Source organism: Paraburkholderia sp. SG-MS1 (assembly GCF_012275575.1).
GTDB lineage: Bacteria > Pseudomonadota > Gammaproteobacteria > Burkholderiales > Burkholderiaceae > Paraburkholderia.
Map to the genome: position 1 here is coordinate 37,162 of NZ_NPIH01000229.1, position 13,628 is coordinate 50,789.

General features: G+C 64.3%; 11 protein-coding genes. All 11 read right to left on the reverse strand.

Annotation, left to right across the window (positions count from 1 at the left end):
• The 11 genes from CIC12_RS20970 to CIC12_RS21020 all read right to left on the reverse strand — a co-directional run bounded on the left by CIC12_RS20970 (position 1) and on the right by CIC12_RS21020 (position 13,571).
• A complete protein-coding gene (locus CIC12_RS20970; RefSeq protein ID WP_174772122.1) occupies positions 1-1,101 on the reverse strand; it encodes an HlyD family secretion protein in 1,101 nt (366 codons plus the stop codon).
• Positions 1,102-1,182: 81 nt separating this feature from the next.
• Complete coding sequence (locus CIC12_RS20975; RefSeq protein WP_168666583.1) at positions 1,183-1,605, reverse strand: MarR family winged helix-turn-helix transcriptional regulator; 423 nt, start codon at positions 1,603-1,605, stop codon at positions 1,183-1,185.
• Positions 1,606-1,683: 78 nt separating this feature from the next.
• Positions 1,684-2,106: a MarR family winged helix-turn-helix transcriptional regulator gene (locus CIC12_RS20980; protein WP_168666668.1), complete on the reverse strand. Its 423-nt coding sequence runs from the start codon at positions 2,104-2,106 to the stop codon at positions 1,684-1,686.
• A gap of 247 nt (positions 2,107-2,353) precedes the next feature.
• Positions 2,354-3,322 (reverse strand): formimidoylglutamase, encoded by a 969-nt coding sequence (hutG, locus tag CIC12_RS20985; RefSeq protein ID WP_168666585.1) that lies wholly within the window; start codon positions 3,320-3,322, stop codon positions 2,354-2,356.
• Positions 3,319-4,095, reverse strand: coding sequence for an amino acid ABC transporter ATP-binding protein (locus CIC12_RS20990; protein WP_168666587.1), 777 nt, complete (start codon positions 4,093-4,095; stop codon positions 3,319-3,321). Before CIC12_RS20990 ends, hutG begins: the two co-directional genes overlap by 4 nt.
• Positions 4,092-4,760 carry an amino acid ABC transporter permease gene (locus tag CIC12_RS20995; RefSeq protein WP_121323477.1) on the reverse strand — a complete coding sequence of 223 codons (669 nt, stop codon included), beginning with the start codon at positions 4,758-4,760 and terminating at the stop codon, positions 4,092-4,094. Before CIC12_RS20995 ends, CIC12_RS20990 begins: the two co-directional genes overlap by 4 nt.
• Positions 4,761-4,777: 17 nt before the next feature.
• Positions 4,778-5,533 (reverse strand): transporter substrate-binding domain-containing protein, encoded by a 756-nt coding sequence (locus tag CIC12_RS21000; RefSeq protein WP_168666589.1) that lies wholly within the window; start codon positions 5,531-5,533, stop codon positions 4,778-4,780.
• An 82-nt stretch (positions 5,534-5,615) separates the two neighbouring features.
• Positions 5,616-6,365 carry an IclR family transcriptional regulator domain-containing protein gene (locus CIC12_RS21005; RefSeq protein WP_168666591.1) on the reverse strand — a complete coding sequence of 250 codons (750 nt, stop codon included), beginning with the start codon at positions 6,363-6,365 and terminating at the stop codon, positions 5,616-5,618.
• Positions 6,366-6,507: 142 nt separating this feature from the next.
• Positions 6,508-7,398 (reverse strand): transglutaminase family protein, encoded by an 891-nt coding sequence (locus CIC12_RS21010; protein WP_168666593.1) that lies wholly within the window; start codon positions 7,396-7,398, stop codon positions 6,508-6,510.
• On the reverse strand, positions 7,395-10,055 hold the full coding sequence (locus CIC12_RS21015; protein ID WP_168666596.1) for a circularly permuted type 2 ATP-grasp protein: 2,661 nt from the start codon (positions 10,053-10,055) through the stop codon (positions 7,395-7,397). The genes CIC12_RS21010 and CIC12_RS21015 overlap by 4 nt, the downstream gene beginning before the upstream one ends.
• A 30-nt stretch (positions 10,056-10,085) precedes the next feature.
• The gene (locus CIC12_RS21020) at positions 10,086-13,571 is read right to left on the reverse strand and encodes a transglutaminase family protein (protein ID WP_168666598.1); all 3,486 of its coding nucleotides are present in this window, start codon (positions 13,569-13,571) and stop codon (positions 10,086-10,088) included.
• Between the last annotated feature and the right edge of the window lie 57 nt (positions 13,572-13,628).

Genomic DNA, 13,628 nt, shown 5'->3' on the forward strand with positions numbered 1-13,628 from the left:
TCATCCGTGTACTTGTGCGCGGCCGGCATCGACATGCACCTTCACCGTCGCTGAGAGTCCCGGACGAAGCACGCCCCGCATATCCTTCGGCACCTCGAGGCGCACACGAACCGGCACCCGCTGCACGATCTTCGTGAAGTTGCCGGTGGCGTTTTCCGCGGGCAGCACGCTGAAGGTCGCGCCGGTGGCCGGTGCGAGGCTTTCCACCACGCCATGAATCCGTTTGTTCGATGCGTCGAGATCGACGTCGACGCTATCGCCGACCTGCATCTTCTTCAACTGGTCTTCCTTGAAGTTGGCGTCGATCCACAGGCCGCTCGACGGCACCACGGTCAGCAGCGATACGCCGGTGTTGGCGAGCAGCCCTACTCGCGCGCTGCGATTGCCGACAAAACCGTCGATCGGCGAGCGAATCGTCGTGTACTCCACGTTCAAGGCGGCCACGCGCTGCGCGGCCTGCGCGGTGGCGATGCGCGCCTCGGCGTCGCCGATCTGTGCGTCGAGCACGGCGATCTGCCGTTGCGCCGCAATCAGCGCCGCACTGCTGCGCTCGACCGCGGCGTGCGCCTTGGTCAGATCGGCATCGGCACGCTCAACCACCTGGCTCGATACCGCGTCGTCCTTCACCAACTCGCGGTAACGCGCCTGGTCTGCGGCGCTGCGCGTGAGTTCCGCGCCGGAGGCGCGCACCTCGGCCGCCTGTTCGTTGATGGTGGCAAGTTGCAGCGATTTCTTCGCCTGCAACTCGGTAACGGCGGCCTGCGCACTCCGCACTTCCGCGCTGGCCTGCGCAAGACGGGCGTCATAGTCGCGGGCGTCGAGGCGGACCAGCACCTGGTTCGCGTGAACGAACTGGTTGTCATGCACGAGCACGTCGGCGACAAAGCCGTTCACCTTCGGCGCCATGACGGTGACATCGCCGCCCACGTACGCGTCGTCCGTCGTTTCGACGAAGCGGCCGACGAAGAACCAGTACGACACGGCAAGCGCCAGGGCGACGATCACGGTGAGGATCGCGAGCAACATCCACGGAATGCGCTTTGCCGGACGGGCCGTATGTGCCGCACTCGGCGGGGCGACAGTCGAAGGTGTAGTGGACATGATGTCTGTCTGTGCGTATGCACTCGTTACGTTGAAAAAAACGGCGCAGCGCGCCGGACTTGGTTGCCGCCGACAGTGGCCTCAGATTGAATCCCGAGTCAGAGCGAACAGTTCGCCGCGCAATGCGGCCGCGCGCTGTTCGCCGAAGCGATGTTCGAATTCGGCTTGCGCGCTATACCAATGCTCACGCCCGACGTTCAGCCGTTCTTCACCGATGGACGTGAGCGCGATCGTCAACGCCCGCGCATCCGCACCGAGCGCCTCGCTCGACACGAGGCCATTGCGGCGCAACGGCTGAATCGTGCGGACCAGCGTGGTGCGCTGCATGCGCATGGCTTCGGCCATCTGCTTCATCGTCATCGGGCCGGTGCGTTTGAGACGACCCAGCAGCGAAAACTGCGTAATCGTCAGTCCGACATTGGACAGATGCCGGTCGTAAATCTGCGACACGTAACGTGCGGCTTGGCGGATCGCAAAGCAGTCGTCGTCGAATAGCCCTTCCATTGCTGCGTTTCCCTATTTGTGAGTGCGTATGCACACAAGCAGATACAACAACGCTCGTCGAAACGAGCGTGGGCCTGACTAACCGGTGATGCTGAACAATTCGGCGCGCAGCGTCCTGGCGCGCGCCTGGCCGAACTTCTTTTCGAACTCGTCCTGGGCGGCGCGCCATGCGACGGCGGCCTGGTCGAAGGTTTTTTCGCCCCGCTCCGTCAGACTGAACAGAAACGTGCGGCCGTCATGCTCCGCCGATTCCGCCACCACCAGGCCATCGCGCTGCAAGGGCTTCATGGCGCGGACCAGTGTGGTGCGCTCCATGACCATCGCGTCGGCGAGGTCCGCCATTGGGAGGTTCGGCGTGCGCGCGAGCTTGGCAAGAATCGTGAATTGCGCGGCCGTCAGCCCCACTCCCCCGAGATGGCGTTCGTAGATTTGCGTGACGTGCCGCGCCGCCTGGCGCAGCGCGAAGCAATTACATTCGTCGTAAGAGAGAGGGCGGGTCATGACAGGCAGTCTATATGTGCATACGCACAGAGTCAAATTTTATTTCGAGTCGGGCCGAAGTTGCTGGACTGGCCGTCCCGGATAGGCGAGTCCGTAGCACTGACTCAATGTTCAGCGCAACATCAAAATTCTGACGACGGCGCCCCGGATAGCCTCTTACGGCATCAAGGAAACCGAAACGGCTCGCCGGTGCAACCGGCGAGCCGCCTTTTCCATCCGCGCGATACAGTGAGCGCGATAGCCCGATTTACAGCAGCCGGTACGCCAGTCGTGCAGCCGCTCTCGCGGTGCGCTTGTCCTGATCGAGCGACGGGTTGTACTCCGCGATATCCGCCGCCCGCAGCTTGTCCGAGGCCCGCACGCGCAGCACCATCGCTTCGACCACCGATAGCGGCACGCCCAGCGCGGCGGGCGCAGACACGCCCGGCGCGGTGGCGGCCGGCAAGACATCGAGATCGATCGTCAGATAGACGTCGTCCGCCGCGTCCAGCAACTGCTGAAGCTCACTCAGACGCTGCGGCAGTTGCGTTTCCTGCATATCGACGTCGAGCACGTAGTGCACGCCGAGTCGCTCCGCATGCGCGAACAGCGAGGCCGTATTGCCCAGATCGCTGATACCGAAGCACGCATAGTTGAACGGCACCCCTCGTGCCGCACAGTCGAGCGCGATCTGATCGAACGGCGTGCCGGAATTCGCGGGACGCTTCTGACGCAAATCGAAGTGAGCATCGAAGTTAATGATCAGCAGCTTGCGCGACGCGAGCGGCGCCGCAGCGTTGCCGGCTTCACGCTGCTGATGCAGCCGCAAGCCGCTATACGTGCCCCACGCGACTTCATGACCGCCGCCGAACACCAACGGCCGTCCACCGCTCGCGAGCACTTCGCTGACCACGTCCGCCAATTCCGCCTGCGCGCCTTCGAGATCGCCATCGTCGCACACCACGTCGCCGGCATCGGCGAGTGCCGCCATCGACGTGTTGGCGGGCAACCCCGCCAGCACACGGCGCAGTTCTCTCGGCGCATGCGCTGCGCCGATCCGGCCTTGATTGCGGCGCACGCCTTCGTCCGAGCCGAAGCCCACGATCACCGGCGCGTCGCGCTGCACCTGCACCGCTTCATTGAACGGCATTACCTGATTGAAAATACGCCGCGTGTCCCCGGGCTCACCGTCGTCGGAGCGGCCCGCCCACACCTTGTCATCGAATGGAACTCTCATGCGCGCGATAACACCGCCTGCAGAAATGCGCGCGTGCGCGGCTGCGAAGGTGCGGAGAAAATCTCAGCCGGCGGCCCCGCTTCGACGATCACACCGCCGTCCATCACGACCACCACGTCGGCCACTTCCTTCGCGAAGCCCATTTCGTGCGTGACGACCACCATCGTCATGCCTTCGCTCGCGAGCAGTTTCATCACCTGCAGCACTTCGCCGACCAGTTCGGGATCGAGCGCAGATGTCGGCTCGTCGAACAGCATGAGGCGCGGCTGCATCGCTAATGCACGAGCAATCGCAACCCGTTGCTTCTGACCGCCCGACAGACTCGCCGGCATCACATGCGCCTTGTGCGCCAGTCCGACTTTTTCCAGCAGCGCGATCGCAGCCGCTTCGGCCTGCGCCTTGCCGAGACCGCGCAACATGCGCGGACCGACGGTGATGTTATGCAGCACCGACAAATGCGGAAACAGATTGAACGACTGAAACACCATGCCGACTTCGGTGCGCAGCGCATTCAACGACCGCTCATTGAGCATCTCGCCTTGCTCGACGAGTCGATGCCCACAGATGTCGATCGTGCCGCCTTCGGCCTGTTCCAGTCCGTTGCAGCAGCGCAGAAAGGTACTTTTGCCCGAGCCGCTCGGCCCGATCACCACCACGACCTGTTGTGGCTGGATATCGAAATCGATGCCGTTGAGCACCGTATGCGCGCCGAACGATTTGGTCAGCCCGCGAATGCTGACGATAGGCTCAATGGTTTTGGCCACGTTATTCATTGCACCATCCCTCCCGCACGCAAACGACGCTCGACGCGATGCAGCGCGTAGTTGGTCGCCTGCGTCAACACCAGATACACGAGCGCGATGGCCAGATACACTTCGAGCGAACGATACGACACACTGATGATCTTCTGGCCTTCGTGCATCAGATCGTCGATCGTCAGGAGCGACACCAGCGCCGAGTTCTTGATCAACGCGATGAATTCATTGCCGAGCGGCGGGATCATCCGCACGATGGCCTGCGGCAGGATGATCGCGCGCATCGCCTGCCCCGACGACATGCCGATCGAACGCGCCGCCTCCATCTGTCCGCGATCAACCGACTGAATCGCGCCGCGCACGATCTCCGAAACATAAGCGGCCGAGTACAGGCCGAGTCCCAGCATGCCGCACACGAACGCCGGCAGCAGAATGCCGAATTGCGGCAGGCCGAAGAACAGCAGGAAGAGTTGCACAAGCAACGGCGTGCCGCGGAAGAACGTCAGGTACGCGGTACACAGGCCGTACACGATGCGCCGCTTCGGCGTCAGCCGGCCAATGCCGATCAACAGACCAAGCACGCAGCTGAGCGCGAGCGACGCGGCGGTCACTTCGACCGTCACCAACGCGCCGTGCATGATGTCCGGCCAACCGGCGATCACCGGCGAAAAATCAAGTTCCATTTCGTTTGCCCGGCCGCTTATTGCGCACTCGCGCCGAACCACTTCTTGACGATCGCCGCATACGTGCCGTCAGCCTTGATCTTCGCGAGCGCGGTGTTGAAAGCGGCCTTCAGTTGCGGCTCGTCCTTGCGCACGGCGATACCGTAGGCTTCGGTCGTCAGCGTCTTGTCGAGCACCCGGAAGCCGCTGCGCGTTTTCGCGAGTTGATACGCGGCCGGCTTGCCCGTCACGGCAGCGTCGGCACGACCAATCCCCACCAGATCGAACATCTCCTGGTTCTTCTCGACCTCGACGCGATTGATCTGCGGGAAGTTGTCGCGCAGGAAGTTCACCGACTTCGTGCCCACCTGGACCGAGACTTTTTTGCCGTTCAGATCGGCCACCGTCTTGATCGGCGAATCGCTTTTCACCAGCACGGCCAAGCCGCCCGCGTAATACGAATCGGTGAAGTCGACCACTTTCGCACGCTCGTCGGTAATGTAGATACCGGAGATTGCAGCGTCGAAACGATGCGCGATCAAACCCGGAATCAGTCCTTTGAAGTCGATGTCGGTCCATTGCACGTGTTTGCCCATCGCCTTTGCGAGCGCATTCATCAGGTCGACGTCGAAGCCGGTACGCGCGCCGTTCTCGGTGAACTCCATCGGCGGGAAGGTGGCGTCGGTGGCGACGTTCAGCACGTCCGGCGTTTGTGCCGACGCTGCGCTGGAGAATCCGGCCAACGTCACGGCGAACGTGACGCATGCGAGGGACAACAGTCGTTGCAGTTTCATGAAGTAGGCTCCTTGTGGTTCTATCGATTCGTATGGTCGTTCGGAATCCGTATTGATGGCGAAGCCGGAAAGCCTGGTCCAGTCAATCGGATTGCATATGCTCGGAAATGGCGCGGGCCGTACGTAGCGTCCCGTCAATGAATTGGCTTTCGCGGCCGATGGCGCGCGTGGACGGGGCCATCAGCGTGATCGATGCGCCGCTGCCGGCGCTGCGTCCACTGCGATGAAAGATCGGGGCGCTAACGCCCCACACGCCCGGATCGACTTCGCTGTCGCTGACGGCGTAGCCCTGGGCGCGAATCTGTTGGAGTTCTGCTTCGATTGCAGCACGGCCAACGGGATCGTTATCGAACACGCTGTCGAGCACTTCGGCGCGCGCCTTGTCGGCCATGAACGCCAGCAGCGATTTTGCCGAAGCGCCCGCCTTCAGCGGCACGGCGCGGCCTTTCTCGAACGAGCAGCGCAACGAATGCTGGCTGTCGACCATCTCGAGGCACATCACCTGATGTTTGACCGCGACCACCAGTCCAATACTTTCCTGCGACACCCGCGCGAGTTGCTGCATTTCGCTGCGGCTCGCTTCGACGAGCAGCGAATTCACGTCGAAGCCAAGCGCGAGCTGCAGGCTGATCGGACCGGGCGCGTAATACCCCGCGTTTTCGGCGACGAAACCCCAGCGCTTGAGCAGCGCGATCTGCCGGTACAGTGTGCTTTGCGCAAGGCCGGTCACGGCTAGCAGATCCTTGACGGACATTGCCTTGCCATGACTGGCGAGCGCCGCCAGCACCAGCAGCACCCGTTCAGCCCCTGTCACACCCTGATCCACGTTCACGATCACATCGCCCGCAATCCAACAAGGGGCTCAGGATGCCAGAACGTTCTCAAATTTCAAAAATGAAATTCCCATTGAGTGGGAATGAAAGCCAAGGGATTTCCCCGAGTCGGCATGAAATGCGTGCAAGGACAGAGCGCCACTAGAGCGCGATCACCGTGACACCCACTTCCACCTGATGCGCCCCGCCGCCGAGAATCATCCCGCGCAGCAACGACACGTCACTGTAATCGCGACCAATCGCGAGCGTCACGTGATCGACATCGGCCAGCACGTCGTTGGTCGGATCGAGATCGATCCAGCCGCTGCCGGGACAATGCACCGACACCCATGCATGCGACGCATCCGCGCCGATCAACCGCGGCTGCCCCGGCGGCGGATCATTACGCAGATACCCGCTGACGTAACGCGCCGGCAAACCCAGCGAGCGCAGACAGCCGATCATCACCTGCGCGAAATCCTGGCACACGCCGCTCTTCAATTCGAACGCGCGCTCGGCGGGCGTATCGAACATCGTGGCTGAAGGCTTGTACGCGAAGTCGTCGTGAATCCGGTGCATCAGGTCGATCGCGCCTGCGGCGATCGGCCGTCCCGGCGCAAAACTCGGCAGTGCATACGCGCGCAGCGACGGCCTCGGCACGATATTCGGCGACGCGAAACAGAACTCCACCTCGGGCCTGAACTGCCCGCCGACGCGAAACTGCAGCGCATCGGCCAATTCGTCCCATGGGGGCGTGGCGTCGGGATCGAGGTCGGTCCAGCGCGGCGTCAGCGACACCGTCGTTTCGCTGACGAGTTGCAAGCGCTCGTGCGGCGCATCCAGCGCGAAGTACAGCACGTCGTTGCCGAACGCATCGACACGGCTGTGCAGATATGACGGATCCGGTTCGATCCGCGCGCTGTGCGAGACCAGCCGCTGCCACGAACAGGCGATCGGCCGGATCGTCGCGAGATGCTGCGCGGTCTCGACATAGGTGGAATAAACGTAAGTCGTGCGATGCGAAACAGACAGCACGGTCGGTGCATGCTTCATGACCACACCTGCGAAGTCACGGTACTCGCGTGACTGAAATAGCGCGCGCTGATCTCATGCGCGGCCGCGCCGACGAACCCGCCGATCTGATCGCAAATCGCCGTCAAGTGTCGGTAAGCGCCGTTTTCATCCACTTCACACAGCGATTCGAGCGACGGCAAGGACGCCGCAGGCGGCATCAACTCCGCGAACGGACGATGCCGCACGCTGCCCGCGGCGAGCGCGATCTCGTCGAGCTTCTTGCGCAGACGCTCGTACACGCCGTAGATGCCGCGCGGGTTGGTCGGCTCGATCACCAGCAGGTCGAGCAAGGCCGGCACTTCGAAGCGGCCCGGGTAGAGCGAGCGGTACGTGAGCGTACTGTCGAACAGTTGCAGCAGCAGATCGAAACCCGCGGGCGTGGCGAGTTGCCGGTGCCCGGCGATCACACGCAGTAACGAGGTCATTGCCGCCACGCGTTCGATGTGACGCCCTACGAACAGCAAGCGCCACGCTTCGTCGCGTGTCATGCGGTCGCCTTGCGCGCCGCTGATCGCCGACAACTGCACCGACAGGCGTTCGAGCGCGTTGACCAGCGTGATACGGTCATAACGGTCGTAGCGTTCGCCGCGACCGTTCGCGCCGTTGCCGCTGCCGTTCCCACTGCCTTGACCCAGCGAACCGCCGCCTGACCCCGTAGCCGGCATCAAGGTCTGCAACACATCGCGGAAGTCGTTGCGCGACGCGAGAATCGTGCGCCAGTGATCGTTCGACAGCCGCCCCCGCACTTCGCCATTCGAGCGCGCCTGGCAGTTCAGGTTCTGACCGATGCTTGCGGCCCCGGTGCTCTCGCTCAGATTCGCGACCAGCGCGCGCTCGAACGTTTGCGGCGAATACGGCGCGGACATGTCGCCCGATTGCACGAGGCCACCTTGCATCGCGAGTTCGACCAGAGTCGGAAACATCGCGTCGGCATCGTTGCCTTCCAGCGAGCCGAGAATCAGCCGCAGCAGCCGCACGTTGTTTTCGGCGCGCTCGCCGTAACGTCCGGCCCAGAACAGATTTTCCGCCGCGCGGCTCGACACGGTGCGGTGCTTGCGCGCGAGGTCGGCTGGCTGCATCGGCGAAGGCAGCAGCGTAAAGGTCGACGTCGGCTGGCTCGACAGCACCCAGGTATCGACACTGCTGCCGCCGTACTGCATCGATACGGTCGCCTGGCGCTCGGCGGCCATCCGCGTGAAGCCGCCCGGCATCACATGCCAGCCGCCGTTGACATCGGCAATCGCATAGGCGCGCAGCACCGCCGGGCGGCGGCCGATGGTGCCGTCCTCGTAACGCGGCGTGCACGAGAAGCGCTGCACCTGCTGGATCGTGTACGTGTCCGGCATCGCTTCGATGCGCTCGCGCCACGCCGACAGCGTCTGCTTGCCCTGTTCGATGCCGGGCGGCGCATCACGCCCGGTCACCGGCCAGGTCGGCACGACGAACGCTTCGCCGAGCCGCGCGAATACATGCTCGCGCGCCGCCTTTTCACCGCACCACCAGGTCGCGACGCTCGGCAACAGGAGGTCTTCACCGAGCAGCACCTCGGCGACGCCCGGCAGAAAACCGTGCAAGGCCGGCGACTCGACAAAGCCCGAACCCGGCACGTTCGACACGATCACGTTGCCCGCGCGCATCACCTGCAGCAGGCCGGGCACGCCGATGCTCGAATCGGCGCGCAGTTCGACCGGATCGCAGAACGCGTCATCGAGCCGGCGCAGCACGACGTGCACGCGTTCGAGCCCGGCGAGCGTCTTCAGATAGAGCATGTCGTCGCGCACGGTCAGGTCCTTGCCTTCGACCAGCGTGACGCCAAGATAGCGCGCGAGAAACACATGCTCGAAATAGGTTTCGCTGAACGGCCCTGGCGTCAGCAGCGCGATGTGCGGCGACTGCGGTAACCCCGCCGCGCCGGGATCGTGCCGCATCGTGGACTGTGCCGATTGCGCGAGCGTCGCGATCAATTGCGAATAGGTCGGCGCGAGGCGGCTCACGCGCATCGAGCGGAACGGCTCGGCAAACAGCGTCGACACGATCAGCCGGTTTTCCAGCGCATAGCCGAGACCCGATGGCGCTTCGGTGCGATGCGCCATCACGGTCCAGTCGCCGTTCGGCGTCCGCGCGAGATCGACCGCGACCACTTGCAGGTACTGGCCGCCTGGCGGCGTGAAGCCCTTCACGGACCGCAGATAGCCGGGATGCCCGAATACCAGCGCGGGCGGAAGTTGCCCACGTTCGAGCAGGGTTTGCGGCCCATAGATGTCGGCGACGATCGCATTGAGCAGATGCGCACGCTGCGTCACGCCGCGCTCGATATGGGCCCACTCGTCCTCGCTGATCAGGAGCGGCAGCAGGTCGAGCGCCCAGGGACGAGACTCGCCGTTATCCGCATAGACGTTGTAGCTGATGTCGTTGTCACGAATCTGCTGCGCGACCGACGCGCAGTGATCCTCCAACCGTGCGACCCCGTCCTCGCCTAGCCGCTCGAAGAATTGCCGCCACGGCTCGCGCAGCACGCCCGCTTCGTCGCGCAACTCGTCCCAATGTCCGTCGTAGCCCGGCAACAGCCGCAACAGGGACGAAGCGTCCGCGCGGGCCGCGGACGCTTCGAAGGGAAAAGTCGATTGAAAGGCCAAGGTCGTGTCGTTCTAAGTATGTGTGCGGTTTTACCAGTAGCGCAGATCGAGCGTGAACGGAAACTCGAGACTGCGCTGCGGCAGGTCGACCGTGAGCGGCCCCGGCGTATGACCCGACGCGAAGAAGCGCGCGCGCCGCCGGCTTTCCGCCTCATAGGCGTTGACCGGGAAGGTCTGATAGTTGCGCCCGCCCGGATGAGCGACATGATACTGGCATCCGCCCACCGAGCGGCCGGTCCAGGTGTCGATGAGATCGAAAGTGAGCGGCGCGTCCACGCCGATGGTCGGATGCAGCGCCGACGGCTGCGACCAGGCGCGAAAGCGCACACCGGCCACGTATTCGCTGACGCGGCCCGTCGGCTGCAACGGCACCGGCACACCGTTGACGCTCAGCACATGGCGGTTGCCGTTCAGACCGAGCGCGCGCACTTCCAGCCGCTCGACCGACGAATCCACATAACGCACCGTGCCGCCCGCCGAACCCTCTTCGCCCATCACGTGCCAGGGTTCGAGCGCGCTGCGGATCGTCAGCGCGACGCCGTTCACCGTGGTCTCGCCGACCAGCGGGAAGCGGAATTCGAAGTGCGGCGCAAACCAGCTGCTGTCGAATGCAAAACCGGCGCGGTTCAACTCATCGAGCACGTCGTCGAAATCCATCTTCACGAAGCTGCCGAGCAGGAAGCGGTCGTGCAGTTCGGTGCCCCAGCGCGTGAGCCGCTGCGTATACGGCTCGCGCCAGAAGCGCGCCACCAGCGCGCGCAGCAGCAACTGCTGCACGAGACTCATGCGCGCATGCGGCGGCATTTCGAAGCCGCGCAATTCGAGCAGGCCGAGACGTCCAGTGGGGCCGTCGGGCGAATAGAGCTTGTCGATGCAGAACTCGGCGCGGTGCGTGTTGCCGGTCACGTCGATCAGAATGTTGCGCAATGAGCGGTCGATCATCCACGCGGGCAGGTTCGCGCTGTCGCGGCCGCCGAGCAGGTCGATCTGCCGCTGCAACTCGCGCAACGCAACTTCGAGTTCGTAGACCTGGTCGTTGCGCGCTTCGTCGATACGCGGCGCCTGGCTGGTCGGCCCGATGAAGAGCCCCGAGAACAGATACGAGAGCGACGGATGGTTGTGCCAGTACGCGATCAGACTCGCGAGCAGATCGGGCCGGCGCAGGAACGGACTATCGGCGGGCGTCGCGCCGCCGAGCACGAGGTGATTGCCGCCGCCGGTGCCGGTGTGGCGCCCGTCGGTCATGAACTTCTCGCTGCTCAGATAGCTCTGCGCCGCCGACTCGTACAGATACTCGGTGTGATCGACCAGTTGCTCCCAGCTCGCGGCCGGATGAATGTTCACCTCGATCACGCCTGGGTCTGGCGTCACCTGCAGCATCTTCAAACGCGCGTCGCGCGGCGGCGGATAGCCTTCGAGCACGACCTGCATCTTCAACTCGGCGGCCGTCGCTTCGATGGCGGCGAGCAGGTCAAGATAATCGTCGAGTTCTGTGAGCGGCGGCATGAACACATGCAGCAGCGAGCGGCCGCTGCCGAACGCATCCGCTTCGGCTTTCGGACCGGCCGCGCGTTTGGGGTCGCGCGCCTCGACGCAGATTGCCGTGCGCAGCGTTTCCTTCGATGACTGCCCACGCGCGGGCGCCTGCGCAGCGCCGGGCTGGCGCGCGTACGCGAGCACGCCGCCGCCCGCCATGCCGCTCAGCAGATCGCCCGCCGACAGCGACAACGCAGCCGCGTGTCGCGTTTCGACAGGAGTCGGCGCCTCGCTTGCGTCGCGTTGTTCGTTGTCGTACTGCATGCGCAATTGCGCGGACGAACGCAACGGCACCGGCGGCGCGAACGGATCGTGCGCGTGCTGATACGGATAGTCGGTCTTCGACACCCACGGCAGCGAGTCGAGCGGCAGCCGGTAGCCCATCGGCGAATCGCCGGGAATCAGATACATGCGTTCCTCGCGGAAGAACCAGCGGCCGCTGACCCATTTCGGCGCTTCGTTCGGCACGTCGCGCTCGCGGGCGAGCGGCAGCACGAAACCGGTCGCGCCGCTCAAGCCCGCATCGAACACGCGACGCAAGCGCACACGCTCGAGTTCATCATCGAGGCGGGCGTCGAACGGATCGACATTGACCGGCAAGCGGCGCTCGCGCCACAGGTAGTACCAGACGTCTTCGAAACCGGGCTGGATGCAGTCCGTGTCGAGCGACAGCTTGCCCGCAAGATGCGCGAGAAAGCGTTGCGCGTCGCCCGCCGTATAGCGGCCAGGCTCGCGTTCGTCGGCGAACAGCGCCGGGTTTTGCCAGCAGGGTTCGCCGTCGGCGCGCCAGTAGAGCGACATCGCCCAGCGCGGCAACTGCTCGCCCGGATACCACTTGCCCTGGCCGATATGCAGGAAGCCGTCCGCGCCGTAACGCGCGCGCAGCTTGTCCATCAAGGCGACCGCATAGCCGCGCTTGGTCGGGCCGAGCGCGTCGGTGTTCCATTCGGCGGCGTCGCGGTCGCGCACCGAGACAAAGGTCGGCTCGCCGCCCATCGTCAGCCGCACGTCCATGTCGGCGAGTTGCTGATCGACCTGCTCGCCCATCTTCAGCACGTCCTGCCACACCGCTTCGCTGTACGGCTTCGTCACGCGCGGCGTCTCCAGCACCCGTTCGATCGACATCGTGTGATCGAACTCGACTTCGGATTCGTCCACCGCGCCCGAGATCGGCGCAGCGCTCCCCGGCTCGGGCGTGCAGGCGACCGGGATGTGCCCTTCGCCCGCGAGCAGGCCCGAAGTGGGATCGAAGCCGATCCAGCCCGCGCCCGGCAGATAGACCTCGCACCACGCATGCAGGTCGGTGAAGTCGACTTCGGTGCCGCTCGGGCCGTCGATGGATTTGACGTCGGGCGCGAGTTGCAGCAGGTAGCCGGACACGAAGCGCGCCGCCAGTCCCAGTTGCCGCAGGGTCTCCACCAGCAGCCAGCCCGAATCGCGGCACGAGCCCGCGGCGCTCACGAGCGTTTCCTCGGGCGTCTGCACGCCCGGCTCCATCCGGATCAGGTAGCGGATCTCGCGTTGCAGCCGCTGATTCAACGCGACGAGGAAGTCGGCGGTGCCGGTCGGCGTGCGGTCGATGCTCGCGACGAATTCGGCGAAGCGCGGCGTCATCGGTCGCTTGATCAGATACGGCGCGAGTTCGAGCGCGAGGCCGGGCTCGTAAGTGAAGGGGAACTGCTCGGCAGACGGTTCGAGAAAGAAGTCGAACGGGTTATAAACGGCCATCTCGGCGACCAGATCCACGGTCACCTTGAATTCGCGCGTCTTTTCCGGAAAGACGAGCCGCGCCTGATAGTTGGCGAACGCGTCCTGCTGCCAGTTGATAAAGTGTTCGGCCGGCTCGACCCGCATCGAATAAGCGAGGATCGGGGTCCGGCAATGCGGCGCGGGCCTGAGCCGCACGACTTGGGGCGACAGCGAAACCAGCCTGTCGTAGCGGTAATGTGTGACGTGATGCAACGCGACGCGTATGGACACACCGGACTCCTGGACGAAGGATGGCAGCCCGCCAAAAAGCAAGCTTCATGCCGTTGA

What these genes read in the sequence shown, in the direction of transcription:
- CIC12_RS20995 (WP_121323477.1), bottom strand. Translation starts at nt 4,760, where the DNA reads ATGGAACTTGATTTTTCGCCGGTGATCGCCGGTTGGCCGGACATCATG.
- CIC12_RS20975 (WP_168666583.1), bottom strand. Translation starts at nt 1,605, where the DNA reads ATGGAAGGGCTATTCGACGACGACTGCTTTGCGATCCGCCAAGCCGCA.
- hutG (WP_168666585.1), bottom strand. Translation starts at nt 3,322, where the DNA reads ATGAGAGTTCCATTCGATGACAAGGTGTGGGCGGGCCGCTCCGACGAC.
- CIC12_RS20970 (WP_174772122.1), bottom strand. Translation starts at nt 1,101, where the DNA reads ATGTCCACTACACCTTCGACTGTCGCCCCGCCGAGTGCGGCACATACG.
- CIC12_RS20990 (WP_168666587.1), bottom strand. Translation starts at nt 4,095, where the DNA reads ATGAATAACGTGGCCAAAACCATTGAGCCTATCGTCAGCATTCGCGGG.
- CIC12_RS21000 (WP_168666589.1), bottom strand. Translation starts at nt 5,533, where the DNA reads ATGAAACTGCAACGACTGTTGTCCCTCGCATGCGTCACGTTCGCCGTG.
- CIC12_RS20980 (WP_168666668.1), bottom strand. Translation starts at nt 2,106, where the DNA reads ATGACCCGCCCTCTCTCTTACGACGAATGTAATTGCTTCGCGCTGCGC.
- CIC12_RS21010 (WP_168666593.1), bottom strand. Translation starts at nt 7,398, where the DNA reads ATGAAGCATGCACCGACCGTGCTGTCTGTTTCGCATCGCACGACTTAC.